Here is a 21,722-nt window from a genome sequence, read left to right as displayed (position 1 = left end):
CCGCCGGTCGGTGCCAGTGCGGCCCGCGGGGCCGCGTCCTGTGGAGCCTACCAAAAGCAGAACCGCCGCCGGCCTGGTGGCCGACGGCGGTGGACTCTGCGTGAGTCTCGGGTGCCCTCGATAGGATTCGAACCTACGACCTTCTGCTCCGGAGGCAGACGCTCTATCCCCTGAGCTACGAAGGCGAACACGGGGATGACCGTGCCCGTTAGGGACTCGTCGAGCTTAGCAGGTGCCGGTCGGGTGGGTGAAACGCCGGGCCCCCGATCCGGGGCGTCAGTAGCCGAGGAAGGCGTCCGTCCGCACCCGCGACACCCCGGCCGAGCGCACCGTGGAGCGGAAGTCCCCGATGAACCGCGGCGATCCCGAGACGAGCACGGTCCGCTCGGGAAGATCCGGCACCGCGGCGAGGAGGTCCTCCGCCGTCGGTTCCAACCCCGCGTGCACCCACCCCTCGGGCAGTGGGGGCACATCGGCTCCCGCGGGCAGGAAGAGCACCACGCGCGTCCCCAGGTCGGACAGCTCGTCGCGGAACGCGATCTCCTGCGCGCCCCTGACCACGTAGACGAGGACGACGTCGCGCTCCTCGCCCCGCGCGGCGAGATCCCGCAGCTGGCTGATGAACGGTGTCACGCCGATGCCGCCGGCGGCGAGCAGCAGGGGGACGGACGGGTCGCGCGGCAGGCAGAAATCACCCCCGACCACCGTGCCCGTGACGCGGGCGTCCTTCGGCAGGTCGAGCAGGGCCTTCTTGAAGGAGCTCCCCGCCTCCGTGGTGCGCAGCCCGAAGGTGACGGCGTCATGCTGCTGGGGCGCGGAGGTGATGCTGAAGACCCTGCGGCTGCCGCGGCTGTCAGCACCGCGGTGCGGCATGCTCAGCTCCATGTACTGGCCGGCGCGGAACCGCACGGGCCTGGCCGGCGCGAAGACGAGCTCGGTGCTGGTGGGCGTGAGCTGCCGAGAGCCCGTGAACGCCAGCCGCACGCCCCGCCGCTGGCCCATCAGGAAGGCCACGGTGTTGCCGATGACCAGCGCGAACTCGGGGCCGAGGAACACCGGACCCACCGACAGCTGGAGCGCGAACACCCCGGCCACGATGGCGGCGAAGAGCCACTGCTGCCACCGTAGCGGGGGGAGGGTGAGCGGCTCGGTCATCATGAAGCCGAGCAGGAACAGGACGGGGTAGGAGGCCAGCACGAGCTGCAGCCCGGCGACGACGGTCATGCCGCCCTGCACCAGGCCGACCAGCAGGATGCCGAGGGCCACGACGAGGAACACCGCGGCCATCGACAGCTTCCGCGTCCGGTACAGGAGCAGGGCGGCCCCCACGGCGACGACGGGCAGCATGTACGGGTTGGCGACCCACCAGGCGGCCGCGCCGACGCCGAGCAGGGTGGCGACGACGGCGCCCGCCGCGGCGGGGTTGACGATGTGGCGTCCCCGGACGGCCAGGAGGAACTTCGAGGCGCCGGCGGCCACGCCGGCGACGAGGATCCCGCCCAGTCCTGCGGCGGTGCTCGACGGGAACAGGATGAGGAACAGGATCAGGCCCGTGATGAGCGAGGACTCGCCGTGCGGCCGCAGCCGCAGGATCAGGGCCATCAGGCGCGTCCCGATGATCGTCCCTCCGACGGCGGCGGCGAGCGTGCCGCCGAGCTCGGCCGGTGTGTAGGCGAGGAGTCCGGCCAGCGACAGGACGAAGGCCTCGGCGCCCAGCACCAGCAGCAGGGCGAGCGTCAGCCGGTACATGGTCATACGGCCCAGCAGGCCGTCGAGTGCTGGAATCATGGGAACAGGGCTCCTGGGAGTGCGGCGGAAGTGCGGGCGCGTCCGTCCGAGTACATCAGGACGTAGTCGAAGTCGAAGACCGGCGCGAGGTCCGCGGGGTCCGCGACGAACAGGGCCGTGCACAGGCCGTCGGCCGTCATGGCGTCACGGGCGAGGACCCACGTCGCGACGACGGTGTCGACGCAGCGCCCCGTCCGCCCGTCGAGGACGTGGTGCAGTCCGTCGCCCCAGACGCGGCGGTTGGACGCGGACGCACACAACGCCCCGCTCCCCAGGCGCACGGTTCCGATGGCCGACGTCGGATCGTAGGGGTGCTCGAGCGCCACGGTGATGGAGCCTGCCCCCGTGCGCCGCATGTCCCCGCTGGCGTCCACGATCGCGTCCTCGTGGCCCCCGGCCACGAGATGGGCCAGCATGAGGTCGACGAGCTGGCCCTTGCCCGCGGCCCCCACGTCGAGGAGGGCCGGCCTGGCCAGGGTGACGCCGTCGGCCGTCCACTCCAGGAGCCCGTCCCACGCGCGGGCGGGTGCGGGCTCCTGCGTGGGGACGAAGGAGTACTCGGCGTCGTACCCCTGCGCAGCGAGGCGCTCGCCGACCAGTGGTGAGACCCCACCGCCGGTGAGGTCGTGGAGGGTCCGCAGGAGCCGGCCGAGCGCCGCTCCGTGTCCGGGCAGCGCGAGGAACCCTCCCGACACCGCGAGCGCCGTGATGCCCGAGTCCTCGCGGAAGCGCGAGTACAGCGCGTCGTACTCCTCGGCGAGGCGCAGGAGCCCGTCCCGTTCCCCCCGTGCGAGGGGCGCGCTCGTGTCGACGCGCCAGCGGGTGCCGATCGCGTCGAAGCCGAAGGAGTCCGCCACGTGCGATCCGCCTACAGCCGGGCTTCGCTCTTGATCTTGTCCGTCGCCTCGTTGAAGCCACCGCTGGTCAGCGAGGAGCCGGCCACCTTGTCGACGGAGAGCTCGTCGAGCTTCCGGCCCACGATGGTGTCCGAGATCCCGCCCGCGAACCGTCCCTGGTACGTCTCGGTGGTCGGGTTGCTCGGCATCGGCTCCACCTCCACGGCGGTGACGACGTCGGCCTCGAGCGTGAGTGTCACCCCGACCTCCTCCCTGCCGGCGGGGGACTGGTACGTGCCGGTCTCGGTGTAGGTGCCGTCCTCGTAGGACTGGTCGGGCGCGGCGTCGCCTGCCCCGGCGGCGGCCGGCGTCTCCGCCGGGGTCGATGCCGCCTGCGACTCCGCGGCCGGTGATTCGGCGGTCGGTGATTCGGCGGCCGGCGATTCGACCGTCGGGGTCTCGGCCTCCGCGCCCGCGCAGCCGGCCGCGCCGAGGATCGAGACGGCGGCGAGCGCTGTCAGGACGCGCCGGGGCAGGGCACCCGGTGCGCGTCCGATGGCGGCCGCGGGGAGGTCGGTCGTGCGAGGGGTCACTGGGTGCTCCTGGAGGTCGCCGGGGACCGGGCGGAGGGGGTCCGCACCGAGGGAAGGTTGAAGCTCGAACCAACATGCCTGCACTGTCCAACGTCCCACTGCCTCATTCGTTGCCTGCAGCGCGTCGGACTGTCGCGGGAATCCTATCGGGGTGCCCGGGTGTCGACCGGCTCCGGCTTGAGCCGCGTCACGGAAAGCAGGGCGCGGAGGTCCCCGCCGCTATGCTGGACGGGTGACTCCCGAAGAACTCTCTGCAGCTATCTCCGCCTGCCTGAAGGCCGCCGTCGAGGCCGGCGACCTGCACATCGACCTCCCCTCCGAGGTGCGGGTGGAGCGACCGAAGAACCGGGAGCACGGCGACTGGGCCACGAACATCGCCCTCCAGCTGGGCAAGAGGGCGGGCATGAACCCGCGCGAGTTCGCCCAGCTGCTCAGCGACCGCCTGGCGGGCATCGACGGCGTCAAGAGCGTCGACATCGCAGGTCCCGGCTTCCTGAACATCACGCTCGACGCCGGCGCCGCCGGTGAGCTGGCGCGCACCATCGTCGAGGCGGGCCCCGCCTACGGCACCAACGACGCGCTCGCCGGCCACACCATCAACATGGAGTTCGTGTCCGCCAACCCGACGGGCCCGCTGCACCTGGCCCACACGCGGTGGGCCGCCCTCGGCGACTCCATCGCCCGCGTCCTGCGGGCCAGCGGCGCGCAGGTGACGGCCGAGTACTACATCAACGACGCCGGGACGCAGATGGACAACTTCGCGGCCTCGGTCCTCGCGACCCTGAAGGGCCGCCCCACGCCCGAGGGCGGCTACCCCGGCGAGTACATCGCCGACCTCGGCCGCACGGTGCTGGCCGCCCGCCCCGATGTCGCGGAGCTCGACGACGACGCCGCGCTCCCGATCGTCCGGACGCTCGCCTACGAGGCGCAGATGGCCGACATCAAGGAGACGCTCGCCGACTTCGGCGTGCACTTCGACGTGTTCTTCTCAGAGTCGGCCCTGCACGACGGCGGCGCCGTGGAGCAGGCCGTCGACCGCCTGCGGGACCAGGGCCACGTCTTCGACCTCGACGGAGCGGTGTGGCTGCGCACCACCGACTTCGGTGACGACAAGGACCGCGTCCTCATCAGGGCCAACGGCGAACCCACGTACTTCGCATCCGACGCCGCCTACTACCTCTCCAAGAAGGACCGCGGCTTCCCCGAGAAGATCTACCTGCTCGGTGCCGACCACCACGGCTACATCGGCCGCCTCAAGGCCATCGCCGCGTGCGCGGGTGACGACATGGACCGGAACATCCAGATCCTCATCGGCCAGATGGTGTCCGTGAACGGCGCCCGGCTCTCGAAGCGTGCCGGCAACATCATCGAGCTGCGCGACCTGCTGGACTGGCTCGGCGCGGACGCGCTGCGCTACTCGCTGGGACGTTCCCCGGCGGATTCGGCGATGTCGATCGAGCCGGAGCTGCTGAAGAAGAACACCAACGAGAACCCCGTGTTCTACGTGCAGTACGCGCATGCCAGGACGCACGCCGTCGCCCGCAACGCCGTCTCGGCGGGCGTGGACACCAGCGGCTTCGACGCCGCGTCGCTGGCCCATCCCACGGAGGGGGAGCTGCTGGCCGCCCTCGGCCAGTTCCCCGGTGTCGTCGCGCAGTCGGCCACGTTCCGCGAGCCGCACCGCGTGGCCCGCCACCTGGAGGTCGTCGCGGGGACCTACCACCGCTGGTACGACGCCTGCCGTGTCGCACCGCTCGGTGAGGCACCCGTCGAGGACGTGCACCGCTCGCGCCTGTGGCTGAACAACGCCACGCAGCAGGTCCTGGCGAACGGGCTGGACCTCCTCGGCGTGTCCGCGCCGGAGCGGATGTAGCCATGACGACGACACGCCCCGCAGGGGCATCGCCGCTGGCACCGGAGTGGCTGTCCGTCCCCGCCGACCCGACCCGCCTGGATGCGAAGCTGTGGGCCGAGGACGTGGAGCGCGGGACCGACGGCGTCCTGCGGATCGACGGCGTCTCCGTGGACAGCCTCGCGCAGGAGTACGGCACGCCGCTCTTCGTCGTGTCGGAGCGGGACTTCCGCACGCGCGCGTCGACGTTCCGTGACGCCTTCGACGAGGCCTTCGCCGAGCTGTGCGGCGGAGTGGACGTGTTCTACGCGGGCAAGTCCTTCCTGTGCACCGAGGTGGCGCACTGGGTGCGCGAGGAGGGCCTCGGGCTGGACACGTGCTCGGGCGGTGAGCTCGCCGTCGCCCTGCGCGCCGGACTGCCCGGCTCGAGACTGGGACTGCACGGCAACAACAAGTCCGCCGCGGAGATCGTCCGGGCCATCGACGCGGATCTCGGCCGGATCGTCGTGGACAGCATCCAGGAGGTCACGCTCGTCGGTGATCTCGCCGTACAGAGCGGCCGTACCGCCAACGTCATGCTCCGCCTGACGCCCGGTGTCCACGCCTCCACGCACGAGTTCATCGCGACCGCCCACGAGGACCAGAAGTTCGGTCTGTCGCTGACCACCGACCAGGGGCCGGGCCAGGACGAGGACGAGAGCGACGGCACCTCGTCGCCGGCCGCACGCGCCGTCGCGGACGCGCTGGCACATCCGGGCATCAACCTGCTCGGCGTGCACTGCCACATCGGGTCGCAGATCTTCGAGCCGGAGGGCTTCGAGCTCGCCGCGCGGCGGCTGCTCGGCTTCCTCGCCGGCGTCCGCGACCGGCACGGCGTCGAACTGCCCGAGCTCGATCTCGGCGGCGGCTACGGCATCGCCTACACCGAGGCCGACGAACCGCGCCCCGCAGCGGAGATCGCCCGTGCCATGGCCGCCGTCGTCGGGTCGACGTGCCGGGAGCTGGGACTGGCCGTGCCCCGCATCTCGATCGAGCCCGGCCGAGCCATCGTGGGTCCCACCACGTTCACCCTCTACACCGCCGGGACCACCAAGACGGTACGCGTCGACGCCGCGGCCGACGGCTCCGAGGTCCTCGAGGACACCTCCGTTACGCACCCCCGGCGTTATGTGTCGGTGGACGGCGGGATGAGCGACAACCCCCGTCCGGTGCTCTACGGCGCGGATTACTCGGCCGTCCTGGCATCCCGCACCCCCGATGCCGACCCGGTGCTCTCGCGCGTGGTTGGGAAACACTGCGAGAGCGGTGACATCGTGGTGAGGGACGTCTACCTCCCCGAGGACACCGGAGCCGGTGACCTCCTCGCCGTCCCGGGCACCGGCGCCTACTGCTGGGTGCTCGCGAGCAACTACAACTACCTGACGCGTCCGCCCGTCGTGGCGGTCGCGAACGGCGTCGCACGGCTGATCGTGCGCGGCGAGACCGAGGAGGACCTGTTCCGCAGGGACGTCCAGCGCGAGCCCGCCTCGCCAGGAACTGCAGTGCCCGCCACGGATCCAGGAGCCCCACGGACAGCATGAACTCACCAGCCACACCCCCCGTACGCGCGCTGCGCGTAGCCCTGCTCGGCTGCGGCAACGTCGGTTCGCAGGTAGCCCGCATCCTCCTCGAGGACGCCGAGAACCTCGGCCGCCGCGCCGGCGCGCCGCTCGAACTCACCGGCGTCGCCGTCCGCACCCTCGACGCCCCGCGCGAGGTGGAGCTCCCGGCGGGACTTCTCACCACGGACGCCGAGGCGCTCGTGGAGGACGCCGACATCGTGATCGAGCTCATGGGCGGGATCGAGCCGGCCAAGTCGCTCATCCTCCGCGCGATCGGGCACGGCGCCACCGTGGTCAGCGGCAACAAGGCGCTCTTCGCGCTGGACGGCCCCGAGCTCTACGAGCAGGCCGACGCCGCCGGGGTGCAGCTGTCCTACGAGGCAGCGGTGGCGGGCGCCATCCCGATCCTCCGTCCCATCCGCGACAGCCTCTCCGGTGACCGCATCACGCGCGTGCTGGGGATCGTCAACGGCACCACCAACTACATCCTCGACCAGATGGACTCCACGGGCGCCTCGTTCGCCGATGCGCTGAAGGCCGCCCAGGACCTCGGCTACGCGGAGGCGGACCCGACGGCCGACGTCGAGGGGCACGATGCCGCCGCGAAGGCCGCCATCCTCGCCTCGCTGTCCTTCCATACCCGCTTCGCGCTCGACAACGTCCACTGCGAGGGCATCACCTCGGTCACCGCCGACGACATCGCGGCCGCCGCGGAGGACGGCTACGTCATCAAGCTGCTGGCCATCGCGGAGATGCTCACCGACGAGGCGGGTGCTGCAGGCGTGGGCGTCCGCGTGCACCCCACGCTCCTGCCGCGCTCCCACCCGCTGGCCGCCGTCCGCGGTGCGTTCAACGCCGTCTTCATCGAGGCGGAGAACGCCGGCGAACTCATGTTCTACGGCCAGGGCGCGGGAGGCACGCCGACCGCGTCCGCCGTGCTGGGCGACGTCGTCAGCGCTGCCCGCCGCATGGTCCTCGGTGGTCCCGGCCGCACCGAGACCACCACGGGCCACGTGCCGCCGCTGAGCATCGACACCGTCCGGACGAGCTACTGCATCGGCCTCGAGGTCGCCGACCAGCCCGGCGTCCTCGCGCGCATCGCGCAGATCTTCGCCGAGAACGGCGTGTCCATCGAGACCATGCGCCAGCGCATCCACCAGGGCGGGCCCGACGGCGGCACCACCGCCGAGCTGCGGATCGTCACGCACCGCGCACCCGAGGCGGCCCTTGCCGCGACCGTCAAGCACATCGCGGCACTCGACGTCATCACCGCCGTCTCGTCCGTGCTCCGAGTAGAGGGAATCTAAGTGGCCCACCAGTGGCGCGGAGTCATCCGCGAATACGCCGACCGACTGCCCGTCACCGAGGCCACCGAGGTCATCACCCTCGGTGAGGGTGGCACGCCCCTCGTGTACGCCCGGCACCTGTCCGAGCTGACCGGATCCGCCGTCCACCTCAAGGTCGAGGGAATGAACCCCACGGGATCCTTCAAGGACCGGGGCATGACCATGGCGATGACCGCCGCCGTCGCCGCCGGGGCCAAGGCCGTGGTCTGCGCGTCCACCGGCAACACCTCTGCCTCCGCCGCGGCCTACGCGACGCAGGCGGGCATCACCTGCGCGGTGCTGGTGCCGGACGGCAAGATCTCCATGGGCAAGCTGAGCCAGGCCATCGCGCACGGCGCACAGCTGCTGCAGGTCAACGGCAATTTCGACAACTGCCTCGACGTGGCCCGCAAGCTCGCCGAGGCCTACCCCGTGTTCCTCGTCAACTCGGTGAACCCGGCGCGCCTCGAGGGCCAGAAGACGGCGGCCTTCGAGGTCGTCGACGCCCTGGGCGACGCCCCCGACTACCACCTCATGCCCGTCGGCAACGCCGGGAACATCAGCGCGTACTGGAAGGGCTACAGGGAGTACGCGGCGCCCTACGCCTCGATGCACTCCGGCGAGCTGCCCGCCGTCGCCACGCGCACGCCCGTCATGTGGGGCTTCCAGGCCGAGGGCGCCTCGCCGCTCGTCAAGGGCCACCCGATCACCGAGCCCGACACCATCGCGACCGCCATCCGCATCGGCAACCCCGCCTCCTGGGACCTCGCCGTCGCCGCGCGCGACGAATCCGGCGGACTCATCGAGGCCGTGACGGACGAGGAAATCCTCGACGCGCACCGCTGGCTGTCCTCGCGGGAGGGCGTGTTCGTGGAACCGGCCTCCGCCGCGGGTGTCGCGGGTCTCCTCAAGAAGCACGCGCAGGGTCTCGTGCCCGCCGGCAAGACGATCGTCATCACCGTCACCGGTCACGGCCTGAAGGACCCGCAGTGGGCACTGCGCATGGCGGACGGCTCGGACGTGGAGCCCACGAAGGTCGAGTTCGACGTCGTGAGCGTCGCGGCGGCGCTCGGACTCGAGGACTGACGTGGCCGGCCCGCACGCAGCACCGGCCACCTCGGACGTGCTCGACCTCCCCGCCGTCGAGGCCGGGCAGGACGTCCTGGTCACGGTACCCGCCACGAGCGCGAACCTCGGGCCGGGCTTCGACACGCTCGGCCTCGCACTGACCCTGCAGGACACCGTGAGGGTGCGCACGACGACGTCGGGGACCACCGTGGTCCGGGCCACGGGGGAGGGTGTGGCCGGACTCCCGACCGACGAGCGGCACCTCGTGGCGAAGTCGCTGATCAGCACGCTGCACCACGCCGGACGGCGTGCGTCCGGGCTCGAACTCGACACCGTCAACGTCATCCCGCACGGTCGCGGCATGGGCTCCTCCGCCGCGGCGATCGTGGCCGGCGTGCTCGCGGCGAACGCCCTGCTGCCCGAGCGCGAGCGGCTCGACGCCGCGCACCTGCTGCAGTGGGCGGCGTCGATCGAGGGCCACCCGGACAACGTGGCGCCTGCCCTCGCCGGGTCCCTCGCCATCTCGTGGGAGAGCGGTCACGCCTATCGCAGCACGCGCGTCGAGGTCCACCCCGACGTCGTCCCCGTTCTCGCGGTCCCCGACCTCGCTCTGTCCACGGACAGCGCCCGCGCGCTCCTGCCGCCGTCGGTCTCCCACCGTAGCGCCGCCGCCAACGCCGGCCGTGCTGCCCTCCTGGTCCACGCGCTGGGGCAGGACCCGTCCCTCCTGTTCGCCGCCACGCAGGATGCGCTCCACCAGGACTTCCGCGCGCAGGCCATGCTGCCGAGCGCGACGCTCATGCGCGGACTGCGGGCGGCCGGTTTCGCCAGCACCATCTCGGGCGCCGGCCCGAGCGTGCTGACCCTCGCCGTCGGCGAGGCCGGCGCGAGCGCCGCGGAGGACGCCGTGCGGGAGCTCCTGGGACAGGGCGACACGCCGCAGGACTGGCGCGTCCTCAGGCTCGCCGTGGCGCGGGAAGGTGCTAAAGTAGGAGTGCACCAAGGGTAGGTACCGCCGGGCGCACCATGCGCCCATCGGCACCAGTGTGTCTTCCAGCAAGGACCGTGTCGTTCAGCTGACACCGTGTCTCCCAACAGGCATCTCGTGCTTCTGTTGAATTCGCCGTCCTCTTCTCTAGACCGCCGCGAAACTGCGGGTCCCACCCGCACCAGCAATCCCCGGGTGCAGCCTCCGACATCATCTTTGTGCGTGCGGATCAACCTCCCGCAGATCGACGACCTCAGGCTTCCAGCACACCCAGGCCGCGCCGGATCACCTCCGGACGGACTGAACCCCGCCTGCTTCACATGCGGCACGGGGCAAACCACCGCGGACCACCGATCAGGTGGCCGCCCGACGAGGGGGAAGGATCCTTCGTGACTGAAACCACTGACCTGTTACCAGGTGTGGCCACCCAAGACGCCGACACCGCCGGCGCGACGACTTCCAAGAGCAGCGGTCTCGCGGGCCTCAAGCTCGCCCAGCTGCAGGCTCTTGCCGGTCAGCTCGGGATCACCGGCGGATCGAGGATGCGCAAGAGCGACCTCGTGTCCGCGATCTCCGACCACCAGCGCGGGTCCGCCGTCGCCGACCGCCAGAAGACCCCCACCGTGCGCAGCGAGCGCAGCACCGACGCAGAGCGCCCCGCCGTCGCGGGCACCCCTGCCGAGGCGGCCGACAGCCAGGACGAGCAGTCCGCTCCGGCCGAACGTCAGCCCCGCACCCGCAACCGCAACCGCCGCGCAGGCAGCGACGGAGTCGTCTCCACGCCCGCGCCGGACGCCGCCGTCGCCGACGAGCAGGGCGAGGCTCCCGCCCGTGACGCTGCGGAGGACACCTCCGCCGGCGAGCAGCAGGACCGCGGAGACCGTGAGAACGGTGGCCGTGGCCAGCGGAACCGCCGCAACCGCCGTGGCGATGACCGCACCGACACGCCGTCGGGCCAGAACGAGGGCCAGAACGGCTCCTCGGCCGATGTGCAGAACGCCGGCCAGGGCGAGGCCGACACGCAGTCCGGACAGCAGGGCGAGGGCCGCGGCGAGCGTCGCACCCGCTCACGCAACGGCCGGGACGACAGCTCGAACAACGGGTCCAACGGCTCGAACGGCTCCAACAACGGGTCGAACGGCTCCAACAACGGGTCCAACGGCGACACCCAGTTCGACAACGGCCGGAACGGCAGCGAGCGCAGCGACAACCGGGGCAACGGCGCGAACGACGACGAGGGCCGCGGGCGCAACCGCCGCAACCGCGCGAACCGCGCCGGTGGCAATGGTCCCGAGGACCGCAGCAGCCGCTTCCGCGACCGCAACGACCGCCCCGACCGGAACGACCGCAACGACCGCCGCCGCGGGCGCAACCAGCCCGACGTCGACGACGTCGAGGTCACCGAGGACGACGTCCTGCTGCCGGTCGCCGGCATCCTGGACGTGCTCGAGAACTACGCCTTCGTGCGCACCTCCGGCTACCTGCCGGGCCCGAACGACGTCTACGTCTCGCTCGCCCAGGTCAAGAAGCACAACCTGCGCAAGGGCGACGCCGTGGTCGGTGCCATCCGCGCACCCCGCGACGGCGAGACCCAGGCCAGCGCACGCCAGAAGTTCAACGCCCTGGTGCGCGTCACGTCGGTCAACGGCAAGCCCGCCGAGGACCTGAAGGACCGCGTCGAGTTCGCGAAGCTCGTCCCGCTCTACCCCTCGGACCGCCTGCGCCTCGAGACGGACCCGAAGAAGATCGGCCCGCGCGTGATCGACCTCGTCGCGCCGATCGGCAAGGGCCAGCGCGGCCTGATCGTCTCGCCGCCGAAGGCCGGCAAGACGCTCATCCTGCAGGCGATCGCCAACGCCATCACGATCAACAATCCTGAGGTCCACCTCATGATGGTCCTGGTGGACGAGCGTCCCGAGGAGGTCACCGACATGCAGCGGACCGTGAAGGGCGAGGTCATCGCCTCGACCTTCGACCGTCCCGCCGACGACCACACCACGGTCGCCGAACTGTCCATCGAGCGTGCCAAGCGCCTCGTGGAGATGGGCATGGACGTCGTCGTACTCCTCGACTCCATGACCCGCCTCGGCCGTGCGTACAACCTCGCCGCCCCGGCCTCGGGCCGTATCCTCTCCGGTGGTGTCGACTCGGCCGCGCTGTACCCGCCGAAGCGCTTCTTCGGTGCGGCACGCAACATCGAGAACGGCGGCTCGCTCACCATCCTCGCCACCGCGCTCGTCGAGACCGGTTCCAAGATGGACGAGGTCATCTTCGAGGAGTTCAAGGGCACCGGCAACATGGAGCTCCGCCTCTCGCGCAGCCTCGCCGACAAGCGCATCTTCCCGGCCGTGGACGTCAACGCGTCCGGTACGCGCCGCGAGGAGAACCTGCTCTCGCCCGACGAGGTCAAGATCATGTGGAAGCTGCGCCGCGTGCTGTCGGGTCTCGAGACCCAGCAGGCACTCGAGCTGCTTACCAACAAGATCCGGGAGACGCAGTCCAACGTCGAGTTCCTGATGCAGGTCCAGAAGACCACGCTGGGCTCCAAGGACTCCGACTAGCAACGGCAGCCGTTCGGCAGGAGCCGGTCACCTCGTGGCCGGCTCCTGCCGGGCGGCTTCCCCGTTAACGGGCGGCTCCTGCCCCCTCGACCTTCGTAGACTGGCTGCACACGCCGAAAGAGGTACACCCGATGTTTGAGTCCATCCAGGGACTGCTCGACGAACACTCCGAGCTGCAGGACCAGCTCGCCGATCCCGCCGTCCACGCCGACCAGGCGCTCGCGCGGAAGCTCGGCCGCCGGTACGCGGAGCTCGGGCGGATCGTCGATGCCCACAATCGCTGGAGCGCGCTCGACGACGACCTCCAGGCGGCCCGCGAGATGGCGTCCGAGGACCCCGAGTTCGCCGCGGAGGTGCCGGTCCTGGAGGAGCAGCTCGCCACGGCGCAGGAGCGGCTGCGACGCCTGCTGATCCCGCGGGACCCCAACGACAGCCGCAACGTCATCATCGAGGTCAAGGGCGGCGAGGGCGGCGACGAGGCAGCACTCTTCGCCGGGGACCTGCTGCGCATGTACGCGCGCTATGCGGAGTCCCGCGGCTGGAAGACCGAGCTCATCTCGGCCAACGAGTCGGACCTCGGCGGCTACAAGGACGTGCAGATGGCCATCAAGGGCTCGTCGAACGACCCTGCCGAGGGCGTCTACGCCCGGCTCAAGTTCGAGGGCGGGGTGCACCGCGTGCAGCGCGTGCCCGTCACGGAGTCGCAGGGCCGCATCCACACCTCCGCCGCGGGTGTCCTCGTGCTGCCCGAGGTGGACGAGCCGGAAGAGGTCGAGATCAGCCAGAACGACCTCAAGATCGACGTCTACCGGTCCTCGGGCCCCGGCGGGCAGTCCGTGAACACCACCGACTCCGCCGTGCGCATCACGCACCTGCCCACCGGGATCGTGGTCGCGATGCAGAACGAGAAGTCGCAGCTGCAGAACCGTGAGGCAGCGATGCGCGTGCTGCGCTCCCGGATCCTCGCGCACGAGCAGGAGAAGATCGACGCGGCGAACTCGGACATCCGGAAGTCGCAGATCCGCACCATGGACCGCTCCGAGCGCATCCGCACCTACAACTACCCGGAGAACCGGATCGCCGACCATCGGACGGGCTACAAGGCCTACAACCTCGACGCCGTCATGAACGGCGAGCTCGAGCCGGTGGTGCAGTCCGCCATCGAGATGGACGAGCAGGCGCGCCTCGACGCCATCGGCGCGGACGAGTAGGGCGTGGAGGAGGCCCTGCGGGCGGCCGAACGCAGGCTGCGGGAGGCCGGCGTGCCCAGTCCCCGCGTCGACGCCGAGCTCCTCGCCGCACACCTGCTCGGGGTATCGCGCGGCCGGCTGCGCGCCCTCGCCCTGACGGGCGCCCCGGTGCCCGAGGGCTACAGGGCCCTCGTCGACGAGCGCGCACGCCGTGTCCCGCTGCAGCACCTCACGGGCACGGCCTGGTTCCGCCGCGTGGAGCTGGCCGTGGGCCCGGGGGTGTTCGTGCCGCGGCCCGAGACGGAGACGGTCGCGCAGCTCGTGATCGACCGCGCCGCCACCCTCGACGCACCGAGGATCGTGGACCTGGGCACGGGCAGCGGGGCGATCGCCGCGGCCGTCGCCGACGAGGTCCCGGGGGCCGACGTGTACGCCGTCGAACTCAGCGACCTGGCCCTCGCGTGGGCGGGGCCGAATCTCGAGCCCTTCGGCGTCCACCTCGTCCAGGGCGATCTCGCGACCGCCCTGCCCGAGCACGACGGCTCGTTCGACATCGTGGTGTCCAACCCGCCCTACATCCCCGCCGACGCCGTCCCCGTGGAACCCGAGGTCGCCGAACACGATCCGCGGATGGCACTGTACGGCGGGGGAGCGGACGGCATGGAGCTGCCCCGGGCCGCCGCCGTGACCGCCGCCCGCCTGCTCGTGCCGGGTGGCTACTTCGTGATCGAGCACGCCGAGGTGCAGGCACCCTGGGTCGCCGCGTTCCTCGGAAAGATGGGTACCTGGAGCGCTGTGACGACCCACCAGGACCTCGGCGGCCGCGACCGCGCGACGAGCGCGGTCCTCGCGCCGCAGGGGCAGACCACGACGACGGAAGAGGCAGCACGATGACGGAGCGCAGCACGCAGGCCGGGCCGGTACCGGACACGGTCGGCACGACGGTCGGGAGCACGGACGCCGCCACCGACGCGGGCGCTCCCCTCGACACCGACACCGTCGCCGTCGCCGCCGTGACCTACGACCGGCACGAGGAACTCGCGCAGCTCCTGCACTCCCTCGCGGCCCAGACCGCCCCGATCAGGACCGTGGCGCTCGTCGATTCGGGGACACGGCCGGCCGCCGCCGTCGTCGAGGCCGCGACAGCCGATGGCGGTGCCATCCACTACCTCCGCTCCGAGGCGAACCTCGGTGGCGCCGGCGGATTCGCCTTCGCCATCCTCGCCGCGATCGCGAGCGGAGCCCGCTGGATCTGGCTCATGGACGACGACGGCCACCCCGAGGACGAGCACTGCCTCGCCGAGCTGCTCCGCGCCGCGCACGACCACGATCTCGACATCGTCAGTCCGCTCGTCGCCGCCACCGCCGACCCCACGCGGCTGTCCTTCAACTTCCGCATCAACGGCCTGCTGACCAACGACCGCGCCACCCTCGAGCCCCTGGGCTACCTGCCTGACATGGTGCACTTCTTCAACGGCGCCCTGGTCCGCACCGAGGTCTTCTCGACGATCGGCCTGCCGGACATGAAGTACTTCATCCGCGGCGACGAGGTGGACTTCCTGGCCCGCGTGCGCCGGGCGGGCCTGAAGTACGGGACGCTCGCGACCGTCGCCGTCCGGCACCCGGCCACCTGGTCCGAGATGAAGCCGATCTTCGGCGGGTTCATCACGCCCGTCATCCCCGACGGCGACTTCAAGCGCTTCTCCTACTTCCGCAACCGTGCCTACAACGCGCGCAAGTACCGCAACCTGCGCTGGTTCGGCGCCGACGTCATCGGCTTCCCGTACTACTTCCTCACGCAGCGCGACCTGAAGGGACTGCGCGCCTGGTTCGCGGCGTACTCCGCAGGGCTGCGGGGCACGGGCTTCGGTCCGCCGCCGTCCTGACGCCCTCCTGACCCTGTGCCCGACGCCCTCCGATGTGCGGCGGTGCGTTCCGCAATGGAAAGATGAAACGGTGACCACCAGCTACGACTGCTCCGACCCTGCCCAGCGACGCGAGGGGCTCGCCGCCGCCCAGCGCGCGGTCTCCCTCAAGCAGTGCGTCGTGCTGCCGACGGACACCGTCTACGGGATCGGCGCGGACGCGTTCTCGCCCCAGGCGGTCGCGACCCTGCTCGCGTCCAAGGGCCGCGGCCGCAACATGCCGCCGCCCGTCCTCATTCCCCGCGTCCAGACCCTCGACGGGCTCGCGACCGACATCACCGCTGACGCCCGTGCCCTCGCCGAGGCGTTCTGGCCCGGGGGCCTCACCCTCATCTGCCATGCCCAGCCGTCGCTGACCTGGGACCTCGGCGACACCCTGGGGACCGTCGCCCTGCGCGTCCCCGACGACGACGTCGCCCTCGAGCTGCTCACGCTGACGGGTCCGCTCGCGGTGTCCTCGGCCAACCGGACGGGGCAGCCCGCAGCGACCACCGCGGCCGACGCCGCCGCCCAGCTCGCCGAGTCGGTGGCGGTCTACCTCGACGCCGGGCCGAGGACCGCGGCGGACGGGACAGGATCGACCATCGTCGACGCCACGGGCGAGACGCTGCGCGTGGTCCGCCAGGGGACCATCCCGCTGGACCGGCTGCGCGAGGTGGTGCCGGGCATCGTCGGCATCGACGACGCCCGGACGGGGGCAGCCGGTGCGCATGCCGCGGATGCCGCAGCACCGGCGGATACCGTCGAGGATGTCGACACCCCCTCGGCGTGACCCGTCTCAGCCGGACGGCGCGCCGCCGGGTTCCGGATCCTGCGCCCGCGCCAGCACCGCGCGGACCCCGGCGGGCGGTACGAGGCCCTGCTCCACGGCCCAGCCGCGCGCCTGGTCCTGCCCGAACCACATCAGCTCCACCCGGCGCACGTGGCCGTCGAGGCGTCCGCGCACGAGGGAGGACACCGCGTAGCCGCCGGCCACCGCCGCCCGGCAGATCACGGCGGGCAGGATCCGGGGCCGTCCGCCCGCCGCCTCGAGGACCGTGCGCACGGTGAGTCCTTCCCACGGCTGCAGCACGATGCGGGGGACCGGACCCGCGTGGAGCCCGACGGCGAGGACCAGCCCGGCGAGGGCGTCCACCGAGGTGATGGGGGACGGCGCCGTGCCCGGGGACGCCACGGAGGCCAGCGGGGATCGCGCGAGGCGCACGAGTGCCGCCGTCGTCGGCCGGTCCGGTCCCTGGACGGACGTGGCGCGCACGATCACCACGGACAGCGCCGGGTCCCGGTGCGCGGCGAGGGCCAGTGCCTGCTCGCCGAGCGCCTTGCTGCGCGAGTAGGCGGAGAACGGGCGCACGGTGTCCGTCTCGTCGAGTACGGGAGTCCGCCCCTGCACGGCGGCGCTGCCGAGGTGGACGAAGCGGCCCACACCGGCATCCGCTGCGGCACGGGCGACGACGGCAGGGAGCAGGGCGTTCGCGCCTCGGAGCTCCTCGCCGTCGGGGGCGGAGGGCGTGGCGAGACCGGCGGCGTTGACGACGACGTCGGCGCCCTCGAGCGCGGCCCGCAGCGCGGCGGCGTCGGTGACCGCTGCCGCCTCGAGCAGCGCGTCAGGCGTCCGCGCGGTCGTCGTGAGGCGCGGTGCGGGCACGGCGCGTGCGTCGATCCCCGCCGCGTGCAGGGCGCGCAGGACCGACGCACCGACGAAGCCCGAACCGCCGAGCACCACCCAGCTCATCGTGACCCCCCGGTGTCCCGGGCGCCGGTGGCCGGGACGGCCAGCGGCGGCTCGGGCAGCCACGCGGGATCCCGAAGGATCACCCGCGCCGCCCTCCAGCCACGCCACACGGATGCCAGACCGGAGAGGGACCGCTCGACGGCGACGAGCCGCACGATCTCCTTCCCGGCGGACAGCAGCGTCCCCAGGCCGAACGCGACGGGGTGGAAGCGGCCGTGGAGCCGCAGGTAGCGGGCGAGGTGCCCGCGGTTGCGCATGCCGCAGAACCGCGACAGGTCGCTCGAGTCGTTCAGGTGCCGGACGCCGAGGTCCACCTGCCGCTGCGCGCGCGTCTTCCGCAGGACGAAGGCGTCCACGTAGGCCACCGGATGCCGCCGCGAGATGAGCCAGCCGTACGTGAGGTCGTCGCCGTTCAGGAAGAACCGTGCATCGGGCAGCCCGATCTCCCGCACCACGTCCGCGGCCACCAGCATCCCCTCGAAGCAGCCGACGTTGGTGTGGAACACCCTGGACCGCGCGAACACGTCCCCGCGCACGGGAAGATGGACCCCGAGGGATTCGTGGAGGATGTGCTGCCAGAAGAAGGGCTCGCCCGCGTGGTCGTAGCGGCGCCCGTGGATGCAGGAGTAGCGGTCCATCCAGGGCCGGAAGGAGGCGAGGGCATCGGGCAGGACGACGACGTCGTCATCCATCAGCCACAGCCATTCGGCCCCCTCGTCGAGGGCGCGCGACACGCCGGCAGCGAACCCGCCCGACCCGCCCACGTTCACCGGGAGACCGTGCACGAGGACCGGGACGGGCAGCTCGACGGCCGCGAGCACGTCCTCGGTGCCGTCCGTGCTGGCGTTGTCGACCACGACGACGCCGGACGGCGCCGGGTCGAGGCCGGCGATCGACGCGAGGAGGTCCTGCAGGTGGGATGCCCGGTTGAAGGTGGTGATGACGATGAACACGCGCGGACTGGCGGCGTCGGGGACGTGCAACGGAGTCCTTCCGGGCCGCGCCAGGGCAGTGCGCAGCAGGCCTGGCACAGGCGGGGCGGTTAGTATTCTGAGGTAATAGCAGTCTATTACACCGTGTTCCAGCCCCCACCGGACCCGTGCGGTCCTTCGAGCGCCGGCGTCTCCCGGCAGCACCACGCCGGGTGCGGAACGCGGCGACGGACTGCGTGACACGGTTAGGAATCATGGGACTCAACGAAGGCCGACCACGGGGCGCCGCAGCCCGGACGCGGGGCTCCTCCGCCGCGGCTCCGACCGGCGACAAGCCGGCGATCTGGCTGTGGTCGCAGTACCTCCTCGACGCCGCGGCCTGGATCGTGGCCATCCTGCTCGCGCTGATCCTGCGCTACGAGCTCCTCGTCAAGGAGGTCAACGTCCCGGGCATCGCGGTGTTCTGCGCCGTGGCCGTCGTCGCCCAGCTCGCGGTGGGACTGAGCTTCGCCCTGTACCGCGGCCGGTACAGCTTCGGCAGCTTCCACGAGGCCAAGCTCCTGGTGATCGTGGCCGTCCTCGTCGCCGTGATCCTGGTGCTGTCCAGCGTCGCGTTCTTCACCGTCCTCGAGGTGCCGCGCAGCATCGGCATCATCGCGTTCCCCTTCGCGTGCATGTTCCTCGCCGCGACCCGCTACCTCAAGCGCATGTACGTCGAGAGCAAGGCCAAGCCGGGGGAGGACGCGCAGCGCACCCTCATCTACGGGGCCGGGTTCCTCGGCAACTCCCTCGTGAGCCGCATGATGCAGGATCCAGAGTCCCCCTACTTCCCCGTGGGGCTCATCGACGACGACCCCGCCAAGAAGCATCTGCGACTGTCCTCCGTGCCCGTCCTCGGGCGGATCGACGACTTGCGGGAGGTCGCGACCCGGACCCAGGCCCAGATGCTCGTCATCGCCTTCGCCGAGGTCGAGGCTGCGCAGGTCCGCCGCGTCTCGGACCTGGTGGCAGGGCTGGGGATCAAGGTGCTCGTCCTCCCGCCGCTGCGCGACATGCTCGGCGCGGGCGGAGCAGCCATCGCCGACTTCCGCGAGGTCGCGGTCGAGGACCTCATCGGTCGCCATCCCGTGGACATCCACCCCGACGAGGTGGCCGGCTACGTGGCGGGCAAGCGCGTCCTCGTCACGGGCGCCGGGGGGTCGATCGGTTCCGAACTGTGCCGGCAGCTCGCGGGCTTCGCGCCGGCCGAGCTCATCATGCTGGACCGCGACGAGACGGGCCTGCAGTCGACGCAGATCTCCATCACGGGCCGCGGCCTGCTCACCGGCCGCGACACCGTCCTGGCCGACATCCGCGACGCGGACGCGCTGCTGGACATCTTCGAGGACCGCCGGCCGCAGGTCGTGTTCCACGCCGCGGCACTCAAGCACGTCTCGCTGCTGGAGCAGTACCCGGAGGAGGCGTGGAAGACCAACGTCCAGGGCTCGCTCAACGTCCTGCGTGCCTCCAGTGCCGTGGGCGTCACCAACTTCGTCAACATCTCGACGGACAAGGCGGCCGACCCCACGAGCGTCCTCGGACACTCCAAACGCGTCGCGGAGAAGCTGACGTCCTGGCATGCGGAGCGGACGGGGCAGAAGTACGTCTCCGTGCGCTTCGGCAACGTGATCGGGAGCCGCGGCTCCATGCTCCCGCTCTTCACGGAACAGATCCGCAACGGCGGACCCCTGACCGTCACCGACCCCGAGGTCACGCGCTTCTTCATGACCATCCCCGAGGCCTGCCAGCTCGTGGTGCAGGCGGGCGCGATCGGCAGGGCCGGCGAGGTGCTGATCCTCGACATGGGCGAGCCCGTGCGGATCCTCGACGTCGCCCAGCGCATGATCGCGATGTCCGGCAAGGACATCGACATCGTCTTCACGGGCCTGCGCCCGGGCGAGAAGATGCACGAGGACCTGATGGGAGTGGGGGAGAACGACTCCCGCCCGCTGCATCCCAAGATCTCCCACACCTCGGTGGCGCCGCTGGATCCGCAGCAGCTCAGCCTCCAGGCGTGGAAGGCCGAGGGCGGCTTCGGACACGGCACGCGCGGGATCACGTCGGGGCAGTCCCAGGCCGGCACCCGGCCGGGCGCCACCCCGTCCTCGGACGCCCCCGTCCCGCCCGTCGACTCGCACGCCGGGGGACGGGCCTCATGAACGAGCTCCTCGTCCTCGTCGGGCTCGCAGCCCTGGGGCTGTCCCTCGCGCTGCCCGTCGTCGTGAAACCCCTGCTGAAGCGACTCGGCGTCGTCGACATCCCCAACGACCGCTCCTCGCACAGCGCGGTGGTCATCCGGGGGATGGGTGTCTCCGTCGCGGCCGCGATCCTCGTCGGCCTGGTCCTCTCCCTCGCCACAGGGCTCGTCGCCGTCGACCGGTCGCTGATCGTCATCGTCATCGGCATGGTCGGCGCGGCGGCGACGCTGGGCTGGATCGAGGACTTCCGGGGCCTGTCCGTGAAGGTCCGCGCCACCGCGCAACTCCTGATCGGCGTCATCGGCACGGCCGCCCTGGCCACCACGATCGACGACAGCAGCTACTGGTGGGTGCCGATCGGGGCCATCGCCGTCGCCACCTACATCAACGCCGCGAACTTCATGGACGGCATCAACGGCATCTCCGGGATGCACGGCGTCGTCGTCGGCCTCTTCTACTCCGGCGCCGGGATCCTCAGCGACCAGCTGTGGCTGACGGTCGGCGGCCTCGTGGTCGCCGCGGGCTTCGCGGGCTTCCTGCCGTGGAACCTCGGCCGCGGGTTCGTGTTCCTCGGCGACGTGGGCAGCTACCTGCTCGGCGCCTCCGTCGCGGCCCTGGCGGTCACGGGGCTGCTGGCCGGGGTCTACCTCGAGTACCTGCTCTCACCGGTCCTCATCTACCTCGCCGACACCTTCACCACCTTCGTGCGCCGGGCCCGGAGGGGCGAGCGCCTGCACACCGCGCACCGGCAGCACGTGTACCAGCGGCTCACCGACACGGGGCTCAGCCACGTGCAGGTCTCGCTCCTCGTCAGCGTCCTGTCCGCCCTCACCGGTGCCGCCGGGTTCGTGTCCGCCACGGCGTCGGCCCCGCTGGCCGTGTCCGCCTCGCTCCTCGCCGCCGCCGTCGTCACGCTGTACCTCTACTCGCCCCGGATCTTCCGCGCACTCGCGCGGCGTCGGGCCACAGCAGCCGCCGGAGAGGGTGCCCACAGCAGCAGGCCGGCCCGCGGGCCGTCTTCGTGATGCGGTAGAATTTCAGGCGCCGGGCGCGGCGACCAGCAGTACCTGCTGGTCCGGTGCCAAGCCCTCCCG

General features: G+C 71.6%; 17 protein-coding genes and 1 tRNA gene. 12 read left to right on the top strand and 6 right to left on the bottom strand.

The window, feature by feature from the left end; translation table 11 throughout:
- Positions 1–112: 112 nt before the first annotated feature.
- The 4 genes from CI785_RS05100 to CI785_RS05085 form a co-directional block, all read right to left on the bottom strand.
- Positions 113–185: transfer RNA gene (locus tag CI785_RS05100), tRNA-Arg, on the bottom strand.
- A gap of 91 nt (positions 186–276) precedes the next feature.
- Positions 277–1,788 (bottom strand): FAD-dependent oxidoreductase, encoded by a 1,512-nt coding sequence (locus tag CI785_RS05095; RefSeq protein WP_105030994.1) that lies wholly within the window; start codon positions 1,786–1,788, stop codon positions 277–279.
- Entirely contained in the window at positions 1,785–2,645 is an 861-nt protein-coding gene (locus tag CI785_RS05090) for an FAD:protein FMN transferase (protein WP_105030993.1), read from the bottom strand. The genes CI785_RS05095 and CI785_RS05090 overlap by 4 nt, the downstream gene beginning before the upstream one ends.
- 11 nt (positions 2,646–2,656) lie before the next feature.
- A complete protein-coding gene (locus tag CI785_RS05085; protein WP_240615008.1) occupies positions 2,657–3,217 on the bottom strand; it encodes a hypothetical protein in 561 nt (186 codons plus the stop codon).
- 232 nt (positions 3,218–3,449) lie between these two features.
- Here CI785_RS05085 and argS point away from each other — a divergent pair, with 232 nt between their 5' ends.
- From argS to CI785_RS05035, 10 genes are all read left to right on the top strand, one after another.
- Positions 3,450–5,090 (top strand): arginine--tRNA ligase, encoded by a 1,641-nt coding sequence (gene argS / locus CI785_RS05080; RefSeq protein ID WP_105030992.1) that lies wholly within the window; start codon positions 3,450–3,452, stop codon positions 5,088–5,090.
- A gap of 2 nt (positions 5,091–5,092) precedes the next feature.
- A complete protein-coding gene (lysA, locus tag CI785_RS05075) occupies positions 5,093–6,649 on the top strand; it encodes a diaminopimelate decarboxylase (RefSeq protein WP_105030991.1) in 1,557 nt (518 codons plus the stop codon).
- Positions 6,646–7,977, top strand: a complete 1,332-nt coding sequence (locus CI785_RS05070) for a homoserine dehydrogenase (RefSeq protein ID WP_105030990.1) — start codon at positions 6,646–6,648, stop codon at positions 7,975–7,977. Before lysA ends, CI785_RS05070 begins: the two co-directional genes overlap by 4 nt.
- Positions 7,978–9,081 (top strand): threonine synthase, encoded by a 1,104-nt coding sequence (thrC, locus tag CI785_RS05065; RefSeq protein WP_105030989.1) that lies wholly within the window; start codon positions 7,978–7,980, stop codon positions 9,079–9,081. It begins immediately after the preceding gene.
- 1 nt (position 9,082) lies between these two features.
- Positions 9,083–10,072, top strand: coding sequence for a homoserine kinase (gene thrB, locus CI785_RS05060; RefSeq protein ID WP_240615007.1), 990 nt, complete (start codon positions 9,083–9,085; stop codon positions 10,070–10,072).
- A 368-nt stretch (positions 10,073–10,440) separates the two neighbouring features.
- The gene (rho, locus tag CI785_RS05055; RefSeq protein WP_205753562.1) at positions 10,441–12,612 is read left to right on the top strand and encodes a transcription termination factor Rho; all 2,172 of its coding nucleotides are present in this window, start codon (positions 10,441–10,443) and stop codon (positions 12,610–12,612) included.
- A gap of 131 nt (positions 12,613–12,743) precedes the next feature.
- Positions 12,744–13,823: a peptide chain release factor 1 gene (gene prfA / locus CI785_RS05050; protein ID WP_105030988.1), complete on the top strand. Its 1,080-nt coding sequence runs from the start codon at positions 12,744–12,746 to the stop codon at positions 13,821–13,823.
- A 3-nt stretch (positions 13,824–13,826) separates the two neighbouring features.
- A complete protein-coding gene (gene prmC / locus CI785_RS05045; RefSeq protein WP_105030987.1) occupies positions 13,827–14,696 on the top strand; it encodes a peptide chain release factor N(5)-glutamine methyltransferase in 870 nt (289 codons plus the stop codon).
- On the top strand, positions 14,693–15,688 hold the full coding sequence (locus tag CI785_RS05040) for a glycosyltransferase (RefSeq protein WP_105030986.1): 996 nt from the start codon (positions 14,693–14,695) through the stop codon (positions 15,686–15,688). Before prmC ends, CI785_RS05040 begins: the two co-directional genes overlap by 4 nt.
- A gap of 70 nt (positions 15,689–15,758) precedes the next feature.
- Positions 15,759–16,499 carry an L-threonylcarbamoyladenylate synthase gene (locus CI785_RS05035; RefSeq protein WP_105030985.1) on the top strand — a complete coding sequence of 247 codons (741 nt, stop codon included), beginning with the start codon at positions 15,759–15,761 and terminating at the stop codon, positions 16,497–16,499.
- A 6-nt stretch (positions 16,500–16,505) separates the two neighbouring features.
- On the opposite strand, the gene CI785_RS05030 is transcribed toward CI785_RS05035, so the two are convergent.
- Positions 16,506–17,459, bottom strand: coding sequence for an NAD-dependent epimerase/dehydratase family protein (locus tag CI785_RS05030; RefSeq protein ID WP_105031024.1), 954 nt, complete (start codon positions 17,457–17,459; stop codon positions 16,506–16,508).
- Complete coding sequence (locus CI785_RS05025; protein WP_157940164.1) at positions 17,456–18,442, bottom strand: glycosyltransferase; 987 nt, start codon at positions 18,440–18,442, stop codon at positions 17,456–17,458. The genes CI785_RS05030 and CI785_RS05025 overlap by 4 nt, the downstream gene beginning before the upstream one ends.
- A gap of 203 nt (positions 18,443–18,645) precedes the next feature.
- On the opposite strand from CI785_RS05025, the gene CI785_RS05020 reads away from it, so the two are divergent.
- Together CI785_RS05020 and CI785_RS05015 are read left to right on the top strand one after the other, a co-directional pair.
- A complete protein-coding gene (locus CI785_RS05020; RefSeq protein ID WP_105030983.1) occupies positions 18,646–20,589 on the top strand; it encodes a polysaccharide biosynthesis protein in 1,944 nt (647 codons plus the stop codon).
- Positions 20,586–21,653, top strand: a complete 1,068-nt coding sequence (locus CI785_RS05015; RefSeq protein ID WP_105030982.1) for an MraY family glycosyltransferase — start codon at positions 20,586–20,588, stop codon at positions 21,651–21,653. Before CI785_RS05020 ends, CI785_RS05015 begins: the two co-directional genes overlap by 4 nt.
- Positions 21,654–21,722 lie beyond the last annotated feature (69 nt).

This window comes from Arthrobacter ruber (assembly GCF_002954225.1).
Taxonomy (GTDB): domain Bacteria; phylum Actinomycetota; class Actinomycetes; order Actinomycetales; family Micrococcaceae; genus Arthrobacter_D; species Arthrobacter_D ruber.
Note: the sequence above shows the minus strand (reverse complement) of the source record. Positions and strands in the feature narration are given on the sequence as shown.

Excerpts from the sequence above, each read along its gene's own strand:
- CI785_RS05070 (WP_105030990.1), top strand. The coding sequence starts at position 6,646 with ATGAACTCACCAGCCACACCCCCCGTACGCGCGCTGCGCGTAGCCCTG.
- CI785_RS05040 (WP_105030986.1), top strand. The coding sequence starts at position 14,693 with ATGACGGAGCGCAGCACGCAGGCCGGGCCGGTACCGGACACGGTCGGC.
- CI785_RS05095 (WP_105030994.1), bottom strand. The coding sequence starts at position 1,788 with ATGATTCCAGCACTCGACGGCCTGCTGGGCCGTATGACCATGTACCGG.
- CI785_RS05015 (WP_105030982.1), top strand. The coding sequence starts at position 20,586 with ATGAACGAGCTCCTCGTCCTCGTCGGGCTCGCAGCCCTGGGGCTGTCC.
- prfA (WP_105030988.1), top strand. The coding sequence starts at position 12,744 with ATGTTTGAGTCCATCCAGGGACTGCTCGACGAACACTCCGAGCTGCAG.
- CI785_RS05030 (WP_105031024.1), bottom strand. The coding sequence starts at position 17,459 with ATGAGCTGGGTGGTGCTCGGCGGTTCGGGCTTCGTCGGTGCGTCGGTC.
- lysA (WP_105030991.1), top strand. The coding sequence starts at position 5,093 with ATGACGACGACACGCCCCGCAGGGGCATCGCCGCTGGCACCGGAGTGG.
- CI785_RS05020 (WP_105030983.1), top strand. The coding sequence starts at position 18,646 with ATGGGACTCAACGAAGGCCGACCACGGGGCGCCGCAGCCCGGACGCGG.